The following is an 18,486-nucleotide window of genomic DNA, read 5'->3' as shown; positions in this document are numbered from 1 at the left end:
TCGGCCGGTGACCCAGCACCAAGATCAGCAGACCGGCGCGGCCGGCAGCGACGGCACCGCGCTGCGCCGGGCGATCAGCGGCCGGTTGCTCTACCTGTTCATCCTCGGCGACGTCCTCGGCGCCGGGATCTACGCGCTGGTCGGGGAGATCGCCGGCGAGGCCGGCGGCGCGATCTGGGTGCCGATGCTGCTCGCCCTGCTGCTGGCGCTGCTCACCGCCGCCTCCTACGCCGAACTGGTCACCAAGTACCCCCGGGCCGGCGGCTCGGCCGTCTTCGCCGAGCGGGCCTTCGGCAAGCCGCTGCTCTCGTTCCTGGTCGGCTACTGCATGCTCGCCGCCGGCGTCACCAGCGCCGCCGGCCTGTCGCTGGCCTTCGCCGGTGACTACCTCGGCGTCTTCCTCGACGTCCCGGCGGTGCCGGCCGCACTGGTGTTCCTGCTGCTGGTGGCGTTGCTCAACGCCCGCGGCATCCAGGAGTCGGTACGGGCCAACGTGGTGATGACCGTGGTCGAGGTGTCCGGGCTCCTGCTGGTCGTCGTGCTGGGCGCGATCGTGCTCGGCCGCGGAGACGGCGACCCGGGCCGGGTGGTGCAGTTCCCCGACGGGGTCGCGCCCGGCACGGCGGTGCTGGCCGCGGCGATCCTGGCCTACTACTCCTTCGTCGGCTTCGAGGTCTCGGCCAACGTCGCCGAGGAGGTGCGTGACGTGCGGCGGGTCTACCCGCGGGCACTGTTCGGTGCCCTGCTCACCGCCGGGGTCGTCTACGTGCTCGTCGGACTGGTCGCCTCGATCGTGCTGCCCGCCGACGAGCTGGCCGCCTCGACGGGCCCACTGCTGGCCGTGGTGCAGGCCAGCGGGGTGGCGGTGCCCGACCAGCTGTTCAGCGCCATCGCCCTGATCGCCGTCGCCAACGGCGCCCTGCTCACCATGATCATGGCCAGCCGGATGGCGTTCGGGCTGGCCGAGCAGCGGCTGGTGCCCGCGGTGCTGGGCCGGGTGCTCCCGGTCCGGCGCACCCCCTGGGTGGCGATCGTGGTCACCACCGCGGTGGCGATGTCGCTGACCCTCGTCGGCGACCTGGGCGCGCTGGCGAACATCGTCGTCCTGCTGCTGTTGCTGGTCTTCCTGAGCACGAACGTCGCGGTGCTCGTGCTGCGCCGCGACCGGGTGGCCGCCGAGCACTTCACCGCACCCGTCGTCCTGCCGGTGCTCGCGATCGGCTCGTGCCTGCTGCTGCTGTCGCAGCAGGAGGCCGTCACCTGGCTGCGGGCCGGGCTGCTGCTCCTGGTCGGGGTGCTGCTGTACCTGCTGGCCCAGGCACCCTGGTGGGGCGGCCGGCCGACCCGCCCGCGCGAGCCTGCCCCGGCCGGATGAGACTGCTGACGTGGCGGTCAACGACCACGGCGTGACGTTCGCGTGAAATGTGCCTGACGGTCCGTCGTCCTCCAGCGTTCCGGGTGAGGATGGCCGGGCACCGCAGAGGGCACCGGCGAGAGGAACGGACCTGCAGATGACCGTGTCCCAACCGAGCGCGGTGGAGATCGGGCTGATGTCCGGCCGCGCCGGCTACGTCCTGCGGGCCAACGACCGCGGCGCCTTCACCGTCGCCTCCCCCACCCTCTACCCGCACATGTGGAGCTGGGACGCCGGGTTCGTGGCGCTGGGCATCGCGACGGTCTCGGTGCCGCGGGCACTGAACGAGCTGCGCAGCCTGCTGTCCGGGCAGTGGGCGACCGGGATGATCCCGCACATCCTGTTCCACGAGCCCAGCGACTACTTCCCCGGTCCGGAGCGCTGGCGCACCCAGGTGGCCGCCGCCCGCCCGGCCGGGGTGCTGACCTCCGGCATCTGCCAGCCGCCGATCCACGTGATCGCGCTGTCCCGGATCCTGCACGACGCCCGCCGGAGGGGCGGGGCGGACCAGGAGCTCGCCGAGGAGTTCGTCCGGGAGACCTTCGACCAGTGGCTGGCCTGGCACCAGTACCTGGCCACCGCCCGCGACCCGTACTCCTACGGGCTGGTGGAGATCCACCACGGCTGGGAGTCGGGGATGGACGACTCCCCGCGCTGGGACTCCCCGTACGCCAACGTGCACCCCCAGCCGGACATGCCGCCGTTCGTCCGCGCCGACCTCGCGCACGTCACCGACCCGTCGCAGCGGCCGACCGACGCCGAGTACGCCCGCTACCTGTGGCTGCTGGAGCAGAAGGTCCGCTCCCGGTACGACGACACCGCCTACCGGGCGACCGGCGACTTCGTCGTGGGCGACGTGCTGGTGTCGGCGCTGCTGGCCGCCGCCAGCGACCTGCTCGCCGACATGGGCGAGGAGCTCGGGATCGGCGGCGGCACGGCCGGGGGCGTGGAGCAGTCCCGGGCGATCGCCCGCCGGTTCCGGACCGGGGTGCTGCGCTCGGTCGACCCGCAGACCGGGCTGGCCCGCGACCTGGACCTGCGCACCGGCCAGTGGCTGGACGTGGAGAGCGCCGCCGGGTTCGCCCCGCTGCTGTGCGGCGGCGACGAGGCGCTCACCCGGCGGCAGCGCGACCTGCTGCTCGGGCCGCGGTGGTGCGGGCACTCCCGGCTGCGCTGGCCGGTCATGCCGTCGGTCTCCCCCGCGTCCCCGGCATTCCGGGAGCAGACCTACTGGCGCGGGCCGCAGTGGCCGGTGCTCAACTGGCTGATGGCCTGGGCGCTCAACCGCTCCGGTGAGACCGAGGCGGCCAACCAGCTGCGGCTGGCCGGGCTCTCCCAGCTGATCGACTGCGACTTCGCCGAGTACTACCAGCCGCTGACCGGCGAGACGCTCGGCAGCCGCGACCAGTCGTGGACGGCGGCGATCGCACTGGACTTCCTGGCCGCCCGGCGTCCGGCGCAGCGGCGCCCGGTCCGCTGGCTGACCAGTGAGCTGCCGCGGATCACCCCCGCCCACCGGGACGCCCATCGGGCGGCCCAGCACGCCTCGCCCACCCCGCACGCCGGGCACCTCGCCGGGCACCGCCCGCCGCACAGCCGCGGCCCGGCCACCACCCCGCAGCCGCAGCAGCGGCCGTCCTGACCCCGCCGGGCCGGGCGGGCTCCGACCGGGAGCCCGCCCGGCCGGGTCTCAGGGTCGCGGGTCGGGGCTCTTGGTCAGCGCCGGGTCGGTCAGCGCCACCGGGGCGAGCACCTCGTCGATCCGCCGCTTGACGTCGTCGTCGAGCCGGACACCGGAGGCCTTGACGTTGTCGGTCACCTGCTCCGGGCGGCTGGCGCCGATGATCGCCGCCGCCACGTTCTCCTCCTGCAGCACCCAGGCCACCGCCAGCGTGGCCATCGTCAGACCCAGGTCGTCGGCGATCGGCTTGAGCTCCTGCACCCGCTCCAGGACGTCGTCCTTCAGCCAGCGGGCGATCATGTTCGCCCCGCCGCCCTTCTCGTCGGTCGCCCGCGAACCGGCCGGGACGGGCTGGCCCGGCAGGTACTTGCCGGTGAGCACGCCCTGGGCGATCGGGGAGAAGACGATCTGGCTGATGCCCAGCTCGCGGGAGGCCGGAATGACCTCGGCCTCGGGCACCCGGTAGAGCGCGGAGTACTGCGGCTGGTTGGACACCAGGGGGATCCCGAGCTCGTCGGCGAGGGCCTTGGCCGCCCGGATCTGCTCGGCCCGCCACTCCGAGACGCCGATGTAGAGCGCCTTGCCGCTGCGCACGACGTCGGCGAAGGCCAGCATCGTCTCCTCCAGCGGCGTCTCGTGGTCGTAACGGTGCGCCTGGTAGAGGTCGAGGTAGTCGGTGCCGAGGCGGTTCAGCGAGGCGTCGATCGACTCGAGCACGTGCTTGCGGGACAGGCCGCGGTCGTTCCGGCCGGGGCCGGTCGGCCAGTAGACCTTGCTGAACAGCTCGATCCCGCTGCGCCGCTCCCCGGCCAGCGCCTTGCCCAGCACCTCCTCGGCGCGGCCGCCGGCGTACACGTCGGCGGTGTCGAAGGTGGTGATGCCGGCGTCCAGGGCCGCGCGGACGCAGGCGTTCGCCGCCTCGGCCTCCACCTGCCCGCCGTGGGTGATCCAGTTGCCGTAGGTGATCTCGCTGATCTTCAGGCCGCTGCGGCCCAGGTGTCGGAACTCCATGTGTCGTTCCTACCCGCTGGCCCAGGTCACGGCTCGGCATCGACTCCGCAGGCGACGGGAGTGGGACGCGGCGAACGCGGGCAGTCCCTCCACGGACCACGCCCACGACCTGAAGGAGTCCCCCTGTGAAGCGGACGATGCTCTTCGCCGCCACCGCCGCCACCGCCCTCCTGCTCACCGCCTGCGGGGACGACGCGGACGGCGTCGGGGGTTCCTTCGAGGCGCTGGACGACGGGGCGGTGACCGAGACCCCCGAGGTGCTGGTCGACCTGACCGGCGAGCTGGTCGACCCCGAGGGCAGCGTGCTGGGCACCGCCACCTTCACCAGCACCACCACCGGCACGGAGATCGAGGTGGAGGCCAGCGGGCTGACCCCGGGCGACCACGACATGCTCCTGGTCAGCGAGGGCGGCTGCACCGAGGGCGCGGTCGACAGCGCCCCGGTGGCCGACCTCCCGGCACTGCCGGTGACCGAGCAGGAGGTCGGCCGGCTGGACACCCTGGCCGGGGAGTTCGACCTGGACCTGCTGGCCGACGAGGACGGCACATCGCTCATCGTGCTGCCGCTGGACGACGAGGTCCTGGCCGAGGGCGCCGCCTGGTCGGCCTGCGCCTCGATCGAGGGCTGACGGGGGACCCGCACCCGGGGTGCAGCCTGCGCCACCTCGGGTGGCCCCTGGGCGGGATCGATCGGAGCGGCCTCCCCGGACAGGCTCGGGAGGTCCGCACGATCGGCCCGCCTCCAGGAGTTCCCGTGTCCGCAGCCACCCACCCGAACCGCTCCCCCATCCCCCGCCGCACCTGGGCCACGCTGCTGGTCGCCGCCGCCACGGTTACCGCTGCCGGCACCACCGGCCTGCTGAGCCCGGACGACGCGGCGGCCGACGGCGCCCGCCCGGTGCACGCCCTGCAGGACGAGCTCGACGCGCTGGTCACCGACGACGGCTTCCCCGGCGCGCTCGCCGCCGTCCGCGGTCCGGGCGGCCGGGTGCACCACCTCACCGCCGGGGTCGGCGACCTGGCCACCGGCGAGCCGGTGCCGGTCGACGGCGAGGTGCGGATCGCCAGCAACACCAAGACCTTCGTCGCCACCGTCGTCCTGCAGCTGGTCGAGGAGGGGCTGGTCGACCTGGCGGCGCCGATCGAGCAGTACCTGCCCGGCCTGGTCCGCGGCCCCGGCGGCGACGGCAACGCCATCACCGTGCGCCAGCTGCTGCAGCACACCAGCGGTCTGCCCGACTACGACGACGTCGTGGTGGCCGACTACCTCGCCGTGCAGAACCGCTACGTCGAGCCGCACCAGCTGCTGGACATCGCGCTCGCCCGGCCGGCCTCCTTCGCCCCCGACGCCGGCTGGGAGTACAGCAACACCAACTACGTGCTGGCCGGGCTGCTGGTCCAGGAGGTCACCGGACGGCCGATCGGCGAGGAGATCACCACCCGGGTGATCGAGCCGCTGGACCTGGACGACACCTACTGGCCGCTCGAGGGTGAGCAGGAGCTCCGCGGCGCGCACCCGCACGGCTACTACGCGCCGTCCCCGGACGCCGAGTACGCCGACGTCACCGTGCAGGACCCCGCCTTCGGCTGGGCCGCCGGCCAGCTGGTCGCCAGCCCCGGGGACCTGCTGGAGTTCTTCACCGCCCTGGTCGACGGCGAGCTGCTCGGCCCGGCGATGCTCGCCGAGATGCAGTCGACGGTACCGGCGCCGGGCTCGGCCGCCAGTGGCGACGAGGCCTACGGTCTGGGGCTGCAGACGTTCACGCTCAGCTGCGGCGGCACCGCCTGGACCCACGGCGGTGACATCCCCGGCTACGAGACCCGCAGCGCGGTCACCGAGGACGGGCGCGGGGCGGTCGTCGCGGTCACCGCGCTGCCCACCGAGCTGGAGCAGATCGTGCACGTCGAGGACGTCGTGGACGCCGCGATCTGCGACTGAACGAGGGCCCCGGCTGCGCCGTCGCGCATGTGGCGCAGCGACAGGCGGTCCGACCCGGGGAGGAGGCGTGTGCGCCGATGTCCTTCCGTGGGCCGATCCGCAGGTGACCTCCTGCGTGCCACTGTTCGACGGTGCGCAACCCCGTTCCCGCTGCCGCCGCATCGTCCGAGGCTCCACAGGCCGCTGCTGACCGTCCGCTCGACGTCGCCCGTGACCGGGTCGACGGTGGCGGTTCCCACCTCGCGTCCCGTGAGCAGCAGCGACCTGGGCTGGGTGCCCCGCTGGCGCTCGGCCTGGCCGTGCTGATCGGCCTGGCATGGGGAGCGGCGACGTCCGGCCTGCAGACGGTCCTGCCCTGGCCCTTCTCCGGGCTCGCCAACGCAGTCAGCCCCTGGGTCGCCCCCGCGTTCGCCATCGGAGCGCTGACCAGGCGGCCGTGGGTCGCGGCCGCCGCCGGGGCCCTCGTCTGCTTCGGCGAGGTCGGCGGGTACTACCTCACGTCCCTGGTGCGTGACTTCGGCGTCAACCCGACCATGGTCGCGTTGTGGGTGGCCACCGGCGTGGTCGGCGGTCCGGTGTTCGGCGCAGCGGGGTGGTGCTGGCGTCGGGTGCGGTCGCTGCGCTGGGCGGGGCTGAGCGCGGCGCTCCTGGGCGGGGTGTTCCTCTCCGAGGGCGCCATCGGCTACGGGGTCTACCTGGGGTACGCCGGTGACGCCGTCGTCTTCTGCACCCTCGGGGCTCTGCTCGTGGTGGCCCTGGGAGCCGCTGCACCGGCAGCACGAGCGGCTCGTGCGCCTGGTCGGGGCATCGGCACCGCCATCGTCTGGCTGCTGCTGGTCTTCCCGCTCGGTGCCGCCGGGCAGGCCCTGCTGCGACTCATCGCCTGAGCCGTGCCCGATGCGCAGAGGTCAGGGTCGGGTGCCGGCCAGGGCGGCTGCGGCGAACCGGCCGGACAGCGTGTGGAAGGCCTCGGCCAGAGCCGGTGGGCTGACGGCGAGGACGTCGGTGTCGTAGCGGGCGACGGCGGCGGCGAGGCCGACCCAGGACCAGGCGCCGAGGGTGAGTCGGCAGCGGTCCGGGGCCAGCGTTTCGACGACCCCGTCGTAGGCGAACGGGGCGACGTGGCTGGCCGGTAGGCCGAGTTCCACGGTGCCGGTGCACGGCCAGGTGTCGGCGCCGCTGGTGGTGCCCCTGAAGACACCGTTCACGAAGGTGGCGAGGTCACCGCCGGGCAGCTCGCGGGGGGTGAAGCGCGGGCCGGTCGGGGTGCGGGGGGTCATCCGATCGCAGCGGAAGGTCCGCCAGTCGGCCCGGTCGAGGTCGAAGGCGACGAGATACCAGCGGCCGTTCCGGGTGACCAGGTGGTGCGGTTCGGCGCGCCGAGGCGGGACGAACTCGTCAGCGCGCCGGGCCGGCGCGGCGGCGGGGCCTGGAGTGGTGGAGCCACCGGCGGGGGCATAGTCGAAGCGCAGGACCTCATGAGCCCGGATGGCAGCGGTCAGCGCGACCAGCACCTCCGGATCGACCTGCGTGGCCGCGCCGGTAGCGACGGGGGTGACCTGGACGGCGTCGATGCGGTGTCGCAGCCGTGCGGGCATCACCTGCCGGACGGTGGTCAGGGCGCGGGCAGCGGCCTCGCCGATGCCCGCGCCGCTGGCGGCGGCCAGTTGCAGGGCCACGGCGAGGGCGACGGCCTGGTCGTCGTCGAAGAGCAGCGGCGGCAGGTCGGCGCCGGCGTCGAGACGGTAGCCGCCGTCGGGGCCCTTGAACGCCTGGACGGGGTACCCGAGCTCACGGAGCCGGTCGATGTCGCGGCGCACGGTGCGGGGGGTGACGTCGAGCCGCTCGGCCAGGGTGGCGCCGGGCCAGTCGCGGCGGGACTGCAGCAGCGACAGCAGGGTCAGCAACCGGGAGGACGTCCCGTTCTTCTCGTGCACGCCGTCCATGATGCTGACAGTAGAGGACGCAACCTGTCCTCTACCTTGGCGAAGCTCTTCGCAGCGCCACCAAGGGGGTGGCGGGACAACGAGGAGCACGACATGAGCGTCACCACCACCACGCACCTGAACTTCCGCGGCCAGGCCCGCGAGGCGCTGGACTTCTACGCGTCGGTGTTCGGCGGGGAGGTCATGGCCTTCACCTTCGCCCAGGGCGGGGACGAGCGGGACACCGCCGACGGCGCGGTGGCCGAGCAGATCAAGTGGGGCGGCGTCCAGGCCCCCAACGGCTTCGCGGTCATGGCCTTCGACGTCCCCCCGGCGCGGGCGTACGACGCCGGTACCGACGCCGTCTACGTCTCGGTGCGCGGCACCGACACCGAGGAGATCACCCGGTACTGGCAGTCGCTCGTCGTCGGCGGCACGGTCCGCGCGGAGCTCGCCCCCGCCGGCTACGCCCCGCTCTACGGGATGGTCACCGACCGCTTCGGCGTGACCTGGGTCCTCGACGTCCTGCCGCCCTACAACGGCTGACCCCGCCCTGGGGCGGGAGGCCGACGACCTCCCGCCCCCGGCGCCACCTGCACCTGCCAACGAGAGAGAGCACCTCGTGGACACCCGACCGCTGGGCCGCACTTCCACCCGCAGACGATGGGCCCCGCGGTGAGCACGCTGCTCGACGCCCGGGCGCTCAACCGCGCCACGCTGGCCCGCCAGTTCCTGCTCACCCGAACCGACACCCCGGTCGAGGCGGCAGTCACCCACCTGTGCGTTCTGCAGGCACAGGAACCGCAGGAACCCTTCGTCGGGCTGTGGTCACGACTGACCGACTTCGACTGGTCGTGCGCTGGCGGCGAGGTGGCCCGAGCCCGGTCCCAGGGTCCTCGACGAAGTGGCCGTCGCAGCTCTCCTGGCGACCGTGCAACTCCCCCGCGCGGGACCTGGCGGAGACCTCAGGTGCCCGTTACCAGCTGCTCTCGACCTGGCTGGGCCGAGACGCCCCGGCCTCCGTGGCATCCGAGGCAGACCCCGCCGACCACGAACCCAGGTCAGCGCGGGGCGGCGCCCAGGGCAGTCCGGTAGCGCGTGGGGCTGGTACCCACGACGGCGGAGAACCGGGCCCGCAGATTGGTGGCCGACCCCAGGCCGCTGGCCACGGCGACGCGGTCGACCGACCAGTCCGTGGTCTCCAGCAGCCGCTGCGCCCGGCGGACCCGGGACCGGGTCAGCCAGGCGCTGGGGGTGGTCCCCACCTCCTCGGCGAACCGGCGGTTGAGGGTGCGGGCGCTGACGGCGGACACCGCGGCGATGTCGGCGACGGTCAAGGGCTCGGCAGCGTGCTCCTCGATCCACTGCAGCGTTGCCGCCAGCCCGCCGCTGCCCAGCTCGTCGTCCCGGATGAACTGCGCCTGGCCGGCGTCCCTCGTCAGCGGCACGACGGCGGTGCGGGCGGCTTCGGCAGCGACCGCTCCTCCGTGGTCGCGGGCGACGATGTGCAGGCAGAGGTCCAGACCGGCCGCCGCACCGGCGGAGGTGAGCACCTGGCCGTTGTCGACGAACAGGGCGCCCGCGTCGACGTCGACGGCTGGATGACGGTCGGCGAGGAGACCGGCGGCCCGCCAGTGGGTCGTGGCCCGCAGTCCGTCCAGCAGCCCGGTGGCCGCCAGGTCCAGGGCGCCCACGCAGATGGACGCGATGCGCGCACCGCGGCCGGCCGCTTCCTGGAGGGCACGCACCGCCCGGGGGTCCGGCGGCAGAGTGAGGTCCGACCGGCCCGGGACGATCACCGTGTCCGCGTCGACGATGCGGTCGAGGCCGTGCGGCACGGCCAGCGAGACCGGTCCGGCGTCGACGGTGCGCCGTGGACCGGCGACGACCACCTCGTAGGCGGGCTCACCCGCAACGGTGGTGCGCCCGAACACCTCCACCGGCGTGCCGAGATCGAACGTGATCACGCCATCCAGGGCCAGGACCACCACGGTGTGCACGCCACTCACGGTAGCTCCGAACCTGGCGAGATCATTACGGAGGTTGGCCAATTGGCCACTCACGCACGTGCCCGGCCAGTTCCTAGGCTCGCCATACGCCCTGCGAGAGGAACTTCGGTGCTGGCCCAGATCGTGCTGTTCGACGGGTTCGACCCGCTGGACGTCATCGCACCCTTCGAGGTGCTCAGTGCAGGCTCGGACTCAGTTGGCGGCCGGCTCGAGGTGCGACTGGTCGGCATCGACGCCACCGGCCCGGTCACCAGCGGCACGGGTGGCCTGGGGCTGGAGGCCACCCACGTGCTCGCCCCCACGGAGCCCGGCTACGTGATCGTCCCGGGCGCCTCAGGCCCGGTGGCCGGCGACCCCGACGTGGTGGACACCATCCCAGTCCTGCTGGCCCGCGTGGGCGAGACCTCACTGCCGGGCAAGATCGAGCTGGCCTTCGCCGCGCCCGACACCGTGGTGGCCACCGTCTGCGGTGGTTCCCTCGCGCTGGCCATGGCAGGGCTCCTGGACGGCCGCCACGCCGTCACCCATCACATGGGCAACGACGTCCTCGATGCCACCGGCGTGCACGTGGTGGACGCGCGGGTCGTCGACGACGGCGACCTGGTCAGCGCTGGCGGGGTCACCTCCGGTCTGGACCTCGGGTTGCACCTGCTGGACCGACAGTTCGGACCCCAGGTCGCCCACGCCGTCGAGCAGCTCTTCCAGTACGAGCGACGCGGCACCGTCTGGCGCCCCGTCGGTCACGTCCCCCTGCCCGCCTGACCTGAAGGACACCCGTGCCGACCACCAGCCACCTCCCCGGCCGCTGGGCCCTGCGCATGCAGACCCCCATCGGCAGCATCGAGGCAGAGATGACCTTCACCCAGCACGACGACGGCTTCACCGGCCAGGCCACCGGAAGGGGAGAGACGGTCTCACTGCACGACGTCCGGACAGCAGCCCACCAGGACGGTGAGCAGGTGACCTGGACGCAGACCATCACGAAGCCACTGCGGCTGAAGCTCGTGTTCGACGTCGTCGTCGCTGGGGACGAACTCCATGGCCACTCCCGCGCAGGCCGGCTCCCCAAGTCGACCGTGACGGGGCATCGCATCCCGAGCTAGCTGCATTCGTTCTCAGTTCATCGCCGCTCACCGACGTCCAGCCAGAGATCGACCGGGAACGCCGTCAGTTCTGGGCCGCCCGCAAACGGGCGGTTGTGAGCCGCTGTTTCGGAACCCCTTTCTGGTCACCCAAAGCGAGATGGCCATTTTCGGCTACTTGCTCTTGGAAGGGCGGCCCGTAGCGGTTGGGCGACCGCAGCCGGACGCAGCGCTCACTCCGGGCCACCGGGGCCCTGCGGCCTGAGAACGCTTCGTTATCGGTGAGCCCGCTGACGGCCGATTCCGGTCAGCGCCCGAACTTGGCCCGGGCTTCGGGCGTGACCGGGGTGAAGAGGTTGACCAGGTTGCAGTCGGGGTCGCGGATGAGCAGTGACCGGTTGCCCCAGGGCATCGTCGTCGGCTCGTTGACGAACTCGGTCGGAGCCTGCCGGATCCGGTCGTACTCGGCGTCGACGTCGTCGACCAGGAACTCGAGGATGGCGGTGTGGTTGTCTGCGGGTCGGGCGGAACCGGCTCCGAACAGCGCCACGGTGCGGGTGCTGCCGATGGCCAGGGTGCCGGCCGGTGTCCGCAGCTCGGCGAAGTCGGGCGTCGACCACTCGATGGGCGTGCCGGTGATGCGTTCGTAGAAGGCGGCCAGATCAGAGACGTTATCGGTGATCAACCGGACTGAGACCAGGGTGGGGAGATGCGAGGAAAAGGGCGTTGTCTGCGTCATGGAAAGGACGGTAGAGCGGTAACCGGTCACCTTCCGCCCGGTATCAGTTCACACTGATCCGGTGACCCGTCCCACAGCCCGTGTTCTCGCCCTGCTGGAGATCCTGCAGGCTGGCGGAACCCGCACGGTGGGCGAGTTGGCGGCCAGGCTGGATGTGGACGAGCGGACCATCCGTCGGTATGTGGCCCACCTGGCCGACCTCGACGTCCCGGTCGAGTCGCTGCGCGGCCGGTACGGCGGCGTCCGGCTGGTTCCCGGTCGTCGTGTCCCGCCGCTGATGTTCACCGACGAGGAGGCGCTGGCTGTCTTGCTGGGCCTGGTCGCCGGCCGGCGGGCCGGGTTGGTGACCACCTCGGTGGTGGCGGTCGAGAGCGCGGCCGCCAAGCTGCGCCGCGTCCTCCCGGTGGCGCTGGCGCGCCGGCTGGAGGGGGTGCTGGAGACCGCCGAGTTCACCGCTGCGCCGCTCACGCCGGCTACCCCCGGAACGGCGATCCTCATCGCGGTGGCGGAGGCGGCCCGTGACTACCGGGCGCTGGCTCTGGACTACACGGATTCGCGTGGAGTTCGGAGCAGTCGGACCGTGCACCCCTACGGGATCGTGGCGCACTCCGGGCGGTGGTACCTGACCGGCGCGGACCCGGCCGACGGCGAGGTGCGTGCCTTCCGGGTGGACCGCGTCGAGGGGGTCCAACCGCTGCCTGGCACCTTCGAGGTCCCCGTGGGGTTCGATCGCGCCGCGGCGGTGCTGGCCGCCATCGCGGGCGCGCCGCGCCGGCACACGGTCTCACTGCTCGTAGAAGGCTTGGCCGACCACGTGCGTGCGCTGTTCCCCGCTGGCATCGCCACCGTCGAGGAGGACCCCGATAGCCCACACCGGGTCCGGGTGCTCATCCAGGCCGAACGGCTGGACTGGGTGCCCGGCCTGTTGGCCGGGATCGACTGCCCGTTCTGGATCGAGGGCCCGGACGCCCTGCGACCGCTCGTACGCGCACTGGCTCAGCGAGTCGCTGTCGCCGCTGACGGAATCCCCTGACTCACAGCTTCTCTCCGAGACGTCCGAAGGTCGGTCCCCCGCCCCGGGGTCAGCCTTCCGACAGGCGGGCTTCGCGAGTGAGGGTGGCCAGCCGACTCCGGTCGGCCGGGTCGCCTGCCGGCCCCAACGGACACACCCAAGACAGGTGGCCCGACGGGCAAGTGACCATGCTCGTCGAACGCATGTCCGCACCGCCGGTACTCAGCGGCCCGAAAACGGTCGGGTATCGGTCAGTCCGTTAACGGGGGCCCCCGTTTCTGGGCCGCGCCCAGCTCGCCCATGAGGACACGAGCTAGGCGCGGCGGCGGACGTCCTCCAGGTAGCGGAGCACCGCGGTCACCCGGCGGTCGGCGCGGTCGTCGGGGGGCAGGTCGAGCTTGGCGAAGATGCTGCGGATGTGCTTGTGCACCGCGCCGTCGGTGACCACCAGCCGCTCCCCGATCGCGGTGTTGCCCAGCCCCTCGGCCATCAGCGCCAGCACCTCCCGCTCCCGCGGGCTGAGCCGCTCCAGCCGGGTGTCGGTGCGGGTGCGGGCGAAGAGCTGGGCGACCACCTCGGGGTCGATCGCCGTGCCGCCGGCGGCCACCCGGTGCAGGGCGCCGAGGAACTCCTCCACCCGGCCGACCCGCTCCTTGAGCAGGTAGCCCAGCCGGGCGGCGCCGCCGGCGAGCAGGTCGGTGGCGAAGGCCTGCTCCACGTGCGCCGAGAGCACCAGGACGGCGAGGTCCGGCCGGCGGCGGCGCGCCTCGACGGCGGCCACGATCCCCTCGTCGGTGTGCGTCGGGGGCATCCGGACGTCGACGATCGCGACGTCGGGCCGGTGCTCGTCCAGCGCGGTCAGGAACTCCGCCGGGCCCCCCGCGGTCGCCACCACGTCCAGCGACTCGGCACGCAGCAGCAGGGCCAGGCCCTCGCGCAGCAGCGCGTCGTCCTCGGCGATCACGATCCGCACGGCAGCTCCACGGTGAGGGTGGTCGGCCCGCCGGGCGGGCTGGTCAGGGTGAGGGTGCCGTCGTGCGCCTCGACGCGGCGGCGGATGCCGACCAGCCCGGAGCCGGCCCCCTCGACGGCGCCACCGACGCCGTCGTCGGTGACGCGGACGCACAGCCGCTGCTCGCGCAGCCGCACCTCGACGGCCGCCCGGCCGGCCCCGCTGTGCCGCGACACGTTGGTCAGCGCCTCGGCGACGGCGAAGTAGGCGGTCGCCTCGACGGAGGCGGCGCAGCGGGCCGGCACGTCGACGTCCACCTGGCACGGCACGGCGGACGTTGCGGCCAGCCCGGTGAGCGCGCCGGCCAGACCGCGGTCCTCCAGCACCGGCGGCAGGATGCCGCGGGCCACCGACCGCAGCTCGGCCAGCGCCTGCTCGGCGGCGTCCTGCGCCCGCTCGAGGATCTCCTCGGCGGCTGCCGGGTCCCGGAGCACGGCCCGCCGCGCGGCGCCGAGCAGCACGGTGACACCGACCAGCCGGTTCTGCGTGCCGTCGTGCAGCGAGCGCTCGATCCGGCGCAGCTCGGTGGCGTGCGCGTCCAGGGCGGCGGCGCGGGTGGCGGTCAGCTGGGCGACCCGCAGCGAGAGGTCGGCGCCGGCGTCCGCGGCGAGCAGCCGGCGTCCGCGCCGGGCGAGCAACTCGGCGACCGGCGGGGTGAGGACGACGGTGAGCAGCGCCCAGCCGACGCCGATCGCGACCACCGGGGCGACGCCGGCCCAGTCCTCCACGACCCAGAAGGTGAGCGCGTCGGTGGCCTCGTCGTCGGGGAGCAGCTGCCACCACAGCGGGAAGGTGAGCTCGCGGACGGCGTAGATCGGCAGCAGCAGACCGACCGCCGACAGCAGCAGGCCGGCCGTCGCGTGGCCGGCGAGCCAGCGGAGCTCGCGCCGGGTGGCCGGGTCGGCGGCAGCATCGCGGAGCTGCTGCGGCGGTGGCGGCGGGCCGACGACCTCCGGGCCCCAGCGACCGAGCCGTCCCCGTTCCCGCTCGGCGACGGCGTGGGCGCCCCGCAGCCCGGCGGGCAGCGCGAGCAGCCCGACCCCGACCACGCTGGTGACCACGGCGACCAGCAGGAACAGCAGAACGCCCAAGGCCAGCAACGCGGTGCCCAGCGCACCCGGCAGCTGCTCCAGGGCCGGGAGGCTGCGGCCGGCGGCGCGCACCACCGGGCCTCGCCGGGCGCCCGCGCGCTGCCTGCTCGTCGTCCCCACGGCTGCTGACGCTAGGGCCCCGCACCGGGCGGGGACAGCGAACCGGGCCAGGAGTACAGCCTGCTGTACCCCGGGCGGGTCAGACGAGCTTCAGCGTCATCCGCTTGAGCCGCACGATCAGCCGCATCGCGCCCGACCGGCCGAGCTCGTCCTGCCGTTCCTGCAGCTGGCGACCGAGCTCCTCCATCCGCTCCTCGCCGAGGGCGTGCGCCTGGGGGAACATCCGCTGCTCCTCCTCGAAGGTGTGGTGGCGCAGCGTCGACTCCAGCATGCGCACCTCGGTGACGAACTCCGGGTCGTCCAGGGACGTGCGCATGACGGTGGCGAGCTGGTCGTCGATCTGCCGGTGTTCGGCGTGGGCCACCGAGAGCAGCGGCGAGACGTCCCGGACGGCGGGGTAGAACAGCTCGTCCTCGATCTGGGTGTGCACCTCCAGCTCGCGCAGCAGGTCGTCGCGCAGCCGCCGGCGCTCCGCGGTCTGGTCTCCGGTCGTCTCCGCCAGCTGCCGCAGCAGCCCACGCAGCACGTCGTGGTGGGCGATCAGCACCTCGTCGGCCTTCATCGGGACGCCTCCTCGACGGTCGTCGTCGCAGTGGGCCCCCGCCAGTGCGCCCGGCGCCGCACCTCGACCTGGCCTCCACGCAGCCGGGTCTCGAAGCACGGCAGCGGCGCGGTCGACGGGCCCTGCGTCGGCTCGCCCGTGGACAGGTCGAAGCGGGACCCGTGCCACGGGCAGACCAGTTCACCGCGGTGCAGCCAGCCCTCCCCGAGCGGGGCACCCTGGTGCGGGCAGGTGCCGCCCACGGCGTGGACCTCGCCGTCCCGGGCGACCAGCACCACCGGCACGCCGTCCACGTCGGCCCCGACCGGCGTGCCGTCGACGAGGTCGGCCTCCGCGAGCACCGGGGTGAACCGGCGCGGCCGGGGGCTGCGCTCGGCGTGGTCGGTGCCGAGCCCGTGGCGGTAGGACAGCGCCCCGCCCAGCCAGCTGCTCGCCACCGTGAGCGTGAGGCCGGCGGCCGCGGTGAGCCGGGCACGCACCGCGCGGCCCCGTCCCCGGTCGGCGAAGGACCACACGTACAGCGCGAGCGCGGTGCTGTTCAGGCCGGCGTGCACCAGGCCGACCCGCCGGGCGCCGTCGTGGGCGTGCTGCCAGTCGGTGAACCCGGTCGCCGCGGAGGCCACCGCACCGGCCACGCCGACGCCGACCACGGTGCGGGCCGCCGGCCCGGCTCCCGGTCCCCCGCGGCCGGTGGCGTCGAGGGCGTCGAGCGCCGACGCCGCCGTCCAGGCGCCGACCGGCACGGTGACCAGCGCCGGGTGCAGCGGATGGCCGAGCCACACGCCGTGCAGCAGGTCCTGGAGCGGCCGGGCGTACCGGCCGGTGAGCAGGTACGTCAGCGCGACGCCGTGTTCGACCTGGTAGCCCGGGGCGTCCAGCACCTGCCAGCGCTCGACCGCCCCCAGGACCCGTTCCAGCCGACTCCGCACGCTCATCGGGGCTCGTCCCGTCCGGTCACGTTCCCCGGGTGCCCGATGCCCGGTGGTCGAAACGACGAGCCGAGGTCGGTCGCCGGGCCCGGTGACCGACCTCGTCGCGCGCGGCGTGGAGGATCGGGGGCGTTCGCGTCCTCAGGAGGAACAGATGTCAGCCCCGCTCCCGCCGCTGCCCACCACCGTCGTCGGCAGCCTCCCCCAGCCCGACTGGCTCATCGACCGTGACCGGCTCGGGCACCAGTTCCCGCCACGGGTCCGGGCCAAGGAGCTGTGGCGCGTGCCGCCGGAGTTCCTGCAGGAGGCCCAGGACGACGCCACGCTGGCCACCATCCGGGCGCAGGAGCAGGCCGGGCTGGACATCGTCGGCGACGGCGAGATCCGGCGCGAGTCCTACTCCAACCACTTCGCCACCGCGCTCGAGGGGCTGGACCTGGACCACCCCGGGTCGGTGCGGAACCGCTCGGGCATCGACATCCCGGCCCCTCGGGTGGTGGGTGACATCCGCCGTCCGGGCCCGGTGCAGGTGGACGACGTCCGGTTCCTGCGCGCGCAGACCGACCGGGCCGTGAAGATCACCGTGCCCGGTCCGTTCACCATGGCGCAGCAGGCGCAGGACGACCACTACGGCGACGACCGCGCCCTGGCGCTGGCCTACGCCGAGGTCGTGCGCGCGGAGATCGCCGACCTGTTCGCCGCCGGCGCCGACATCGTGCAGCTGGACGAGCCGTGGCTGCAGGCCCGCCCCGAGGTCGCCCGTCGCTACGGCGTCGAGGTGCTCACCGCCGCGCTGGCCGACGCCCCCGGGCCGGTGCACGTGCACGTCTGCTTCGGCTACGCGGCGATGGTCGCCGACCGGCCCGAGGGCTACTCGGTGCTGCCACAGCTGGCCGACGTGCCGGCCGCGGCGATCTCGATCGAGACGGCGCAGTCGCACCTGGACCCGGCGACCCTGCGTCCGCTGCGCGGCAAGGGCGTCGCGCTCGGCGTGCTGGACCTCTCCACGCCGGAGGTGGAGACCCCGGAGACGGTCGCGGACCGGGTGCGGCGGGCCCTGGACCACGTGGACGTCGACACGCTCGTGCTGTCCAGCGACTGCGGGCTGAAGTACCTGCCGCGCGAGTCGGCCGCAGGCAAGATGCGCTCCCTCGCCCGGGCTGCGGAGCTGCTGCGCGCCGAGCTCTGACCCGGACGGCGAACGCCGCCGGCCGGGAATGACCCGGCCGGGGGCGCGCTTTCCGCGGACATGACCACCATCGGACTCATCGGCAGCGGCAACATCGGCAGCACGGTCGCCCGGCTCGCGGTCGACGCCGGCCACGACGTCGTCCTCAGCAACAGTCGGGGGCCGGAGACCCTCACCGAGCTCGTCGGCCAGCTCGGCCCGCGGGCCCGTGCGGCCACGGCGGCCGAGGCCGCCGCGGCCGGCGACGTCGTCGTGGTGACCGTGCCGCTCAAGGCCTACCGCGAGGTGCCGGTCGAGCCGCTGCGCGGCAAGGTCGTGATCGACACGAACAACTACTACCCCGAGCGTGACGGGCAGATCGCCGAGCTCGACGACGAGTCGACGACCACCAGCGAGCTGCTCCAGGCACACCTCCCGGAGTCGCAGGTGGTGAAGGCCTTCAACAACATCTACGTCACCCAGCTCGGCACCCTGCAGCGGCCCGCGGGCGACCCCGAGCGCTCCGTGCTGCCGATCGTCGGGGACGACGAGACGGCCAAGCGGACGGTGTCGGAGTTCCTCGACTCGATCGGCTACGACGCCCACGACGTCGGCCCGCTCGCGGAGGGCTGGCGCTTCCAGCGCGACACGGCGGCCTACGTCGTGCCCTACGCGGTCCCCGGCGACGGCTTCCCCGAGGTGCCGGGGCGCCAGGTCACCCGGGCGACACTGACGGAGCAGCTGGCCGCAGCCGTCCGCTACCGCGACATGTGACGGGTCGGGGCGTCGTCG

Annotated in this window: 19 protein-coding genes; 11 read left to right on the top strand and 8 right to left on the bottom strand. The window is 73.7% G+C overall.

The genetic code is table 11. From position 1 onward, the window contains the following. The first annotated feature begins 7 nt into the window (after positions 1-7). Complete coding sequence (locus O2V63_RS03535) at positions 8-1,375, top strand: APC family permease (protein ID WP_269166182.1); 1,368 nt, start codon at positions 8-10, stop codon at positions 1,373-1,375. Positions 1,376-1,511: 136 nt separating this feature from the next. Further along, positions 1,512-3,056: a glucosylglycerate hydrolase gene (gene ggh, locus O2V63_RS03530; RefSeq protein ID WP_269166181.1), complete on the top strand. Its 1,545-nt coding sequence runs from the start codon at positions 1,512-1,514 to the stop codon at positions 3,054-3,056. 48 nt (positions 3,057-3,104) lie between these two features. On the opposite strand, the gene O2V63_RS03525 is transcribed toward ggh, so the two are convergent. Further along, entirely contained in the window at positions 3,105-4,106 is a 1,002-nt protein-coding gene (locus O2V63_RS03525) for an aldo/keto reductase family protein (RefSeq protein ID WP_269166180.1), read from the bottom strand. 125 nt (positions 4,107-4,231) lie between these two features. Here O2V63_RS03525 and O2V63_RS03520 point away from each other — a divergent pair, with 125 nt between their 5' ends. The 3 genes from O2V63_RS03520 (at position 4,232) to O2V63_RS03510 (ending at position 6,932) form a co-directional block, all read left to right on the top strand. Further along, positions 4,232-4,735, top strand: coding sequence for a hypothetical protein (locus O2V63_RS03520; RefSeq protein WP_269166179.1), 504 nt, complete (start codon positions 4,232-4,234; stop codon positions 4,733-4,735). Between the two features lie 125 nt (positions 4,736-4,860). Continuing rightward, complete coding sequence (locus tag O2V63_RS03515; RefSeq protein ID WP_269166178.1) at positions 4,861-6,045, top strand: serine hydrolase domain-containing protein; 1,185 nt, start codon at positions 4,861-4,863, stop codon at positions 6,043-6,045. Positions 6,046-6,176: 131 nt separating this feature from the next. After that, a complete protein-coding gene (locus O2V63_RS03510; protein ID WP_269166177.1) occupies positions 6,177-6,932 on the top strand; it encodes a DUF6518 family protein in 756 nt (251 codons plus the stop codon). Between the two features lie 21 nt (positions 6,933-6,953). On the opposite strand, the gene O2V63_RS03505 is transcribed toward O2V63_RS03510, so the two are convergent. After that, on the bottom strand, positions 6,954-7,991 hold the full coding sequence (locus O2V63_RS03505) for a helix-turn-helix transcriptional regulator (protein ID WP_269166176.1): 1,038 nt from the start codon (positions 7,989-7,991) through the stop codon (positions 6,954-6,956). A gap of 93 nt (positions 7,992-8,084) precedes the next feature. On the opposite strand from O2V63_RS03505, the gene O2V63_RS03500 reads away from it, so the two are divergent. Continuing rightward, complete coding sequence (locus O2V63_RS03500) at positions 8,085-8,516, top strand: VOC family protein (RefSeq protein WP_269166175.1); 432 nt, start codon at positions 8,085-8,087, stop codon at positions 8,514-8,516. 515 nt (positions 8,517-9,031) lie between these two features. Here O2V63_RS03500 and O2V63_RS03495 read toward each other — a convergent pair. After that, on the bottom strand, positions 9,032-9,970 hold the full coding sequence (locus O2V63_RS03495; protein WP_269166174.1) for a GlxA family transcriptional regulator: 939 nt from the start codon (positions 9,968-9,970) through the stop codon (positions 9,032-9,034). A gap of 117 nt (positions 9,971-10,087) precedes the next feature. Between O2V63_RS03495 and O2V63_RS03490 the strand changes: the two genes are divergently transcribed. Both O2V63_RS03490 and O2V63_RS03485 read left to right on the top strand, forming a co-directional pair. Continuing rightward, positions 10,088-10,741: a DJ-1/PfpI family protein gene (locus tag O2V63_RS03490; protein ID WP_269166173.1), complete on the top strand. Its 654-nt coding sequence runs from the start codon at positions 10,088-10,090 to the stop codon at positions 10,739-10,741. 14 nt (positions 10,742-10,755) lie between these two features. Beyond that, positions 10,756-11,082, top strand: coding sequence for a hypothetical protein (locus tag O2V63_RS03485; protein WP_269166172.1), 327 nt, complete (start codon positions 10,756-10,758; stop codon positions 11,080-11,082). Between the two features lie 286 nt (positions 11,083-11,368). Here O2V63_RS03485 and O2V63_RS03480 read toward each other — a convergent pair whose 3' ends face one another. Next, entirely contained in the window at positions 11,369-11,800 is a 432-nt protein-coding gene (locus tag O2V63_RS03480) for a VOC family protein (RefSeq protein ID WP_331253824.1), read from the bottom strand. 61 nt (positions 11,801-11,861) lie between these two features. Between O2V63_RS03480 and O2V63_RS03475 the strand changes: the two genes are divergently transcribed. Beyond that, the gene (locus tag O2V63_RS03475) at positions 11,862-12,833 is read left to right on the top strand and encodes a helix-turn-helix transcriptional regulator (RefSeq protein WP_269166170.1); all 972 of its coding nucleotides are present in this window, start codon (positions 11,862-11,864) and stop codon (positions 12,831-12,833) included. Between the two features lie 292 nt (positions 12,834-13,125). Here the strand turns inward: O2V63_RS03475 and O2V63_RS03470 are convergent, their stop codons facing one another. The 4 genes from O2V63_RS03470 to O2V63_RS03455 form a co-directional block, all read right to left on the bottom strand. Then, positions 13,126-13,785: a response regulator transcription factor gene (locus O2V63_RS03470; protein ID WP_036333338.1), complete on the bottom strand. Its 660-nt coding sequence runs from the start codon at positions 13,783-13,785 to the stop codon at positions 13,126-13,128. After that, positions 13,773-15,035, bottom strand: coding sequence for a sensor histidine kinase (locus O2V63_RS03465; protein ID WP_269166169.1), 1,263 nt, complete (start codon positions 15,033-15,035; stop codon positions 13,773-13,775). The genes O2V63_RS03470 and O2V63_RS03465 overlap by 13 nt, the downstream gene beginning before the upstream one ends. Positions 15,036-15,114: 79 nt before the next feature. Next, a complete protein-coding gene (locus O2V63_RS03460) occupies positions 15,115-15,597 on the bottom strand; it encodes a hemerythrin domain-containing protein (RefSeq protein ID WP_269164813.1) in 483 nt (160 codons plus the stop codon). Next, positions 15,594-16,532, bottom strand: a complete 939-nt coding sequence (locus tag O2V63_RS03455; RefSeq protein WP_269166168.1) for a Rieske 2Fe-2S domain-containing protein — start codon at positions 16,530-16,532, stop codon at positions 15,594-15,596. The genes O2V63_RS03460 and O2V63_RS03455 overlap by 4 nt, the downstream gene beginning before the upstream one ends. 148 nt (positions 16,533-16,680) lie before the next feature. Between O2V63_RS03455 and O2V63_RS03450 the strand changes: the two genes are divergently transcribed. Beyond that, entirely contained in the window at positions 16,681-17,715 is a 1,035-nt protein-coding gene (locus O2V63_RS03450) for a 5-methyltetrahydropteroyltriglutamate--homocysteine methyltransferase (protein WP_269166167.1), read from the top strand. Between the two features lie 60 nt (positions 17,716-17,775). Then, a complete protein-coding gene (locus O2V63_RS03445) occupies positions 17,776-18,468 on the top strand; it encodes an NADPH-dependent F420 reductase (protein WP_269166166.1) in 693 nt (230 codons plus the stop codon). Positions 18,469-18,486: the final 18 nt, after the last annotated feature.

The organism is Modestobacter sp. VKM Ac-2977 (genome assembly GCF_026968045.1).
GTDB lineage: Bacteria > Actinomycetota > Actinomycetes > Mycobacteriales > Geodermatophilaceae > Modestobacter.
This window is presented reverse-complemented; position numbering and strand designations above follow the sequence as displayed.

Excerpts from the sequence above, each read along its gene's own strand:
- ggh (WP_269166181.1), top strand. The coding sequence starts at position 1,512 with ATGACCGTGTCCCAACCGAGCGCGGTGGAGATCGGGCTGATGTCCGGC.
- O2V63_RS03525 (WP_269166180.1), bottom strand. The coding sequence starts at position 4,106 with ATGGAGTTCCGACACCTGGGCCGCAGCGGCCTGAAGATCAGCGAGATC.
- O2V63_RS03505 (WP_269166176.1), bottom strand. The coding sequence starts at position 7,991 with ATGGACGGCGTGCACGAGAAGAACGGGACGTCCTCCCGGTTGCTGACC.
- O2V63_RS03500 (WP_269166175.1), top strand. The coding sequence starts at position 8,085 with ATGAGCGTCACCACCACCACGCACCTGAACTTCCGCGGCCAGGCCCGC.
- O2V63_RS03480 (WP_331253824.1), bottom strand. The coding sequence starts at position 11,800 with ATGACGCAGACAACGCCCTTTTCCTCGCATCTCCCCACCCTGGTCTCA.
- O2V63_RS03460 (WP_269164813.1), bottom strand. The coding sequence starts at position 15,597 with ATGAAGGCCGACGAGGTGCTGATCGCCCACCACGACGTGCTGCGTGGG.
- O2V63_RS03455 (WP_269166168.1), bottom strand. The coding sequence starts at position 16,532 with ATGAGCGTGCGGAGTCGGCTGGAACGGGTCCTGGGGGCGGTCGAGCGC.
- O2V63_RS03450 (WP_269166167.1), top strand. The coding sequence starts at position 16,681 with ATGTCAGCCCCGCTCCCGCCGCTGCCCACCACCGTCGTCGGCAGCCTC.
- O2V63_RS03445 (WP_269166166.1), top strand. The coding sequence starts at position 17,776 with ATGACCACCATCGGACTCATCGGCAGCGGCAACATCGGCAGCACGGTC.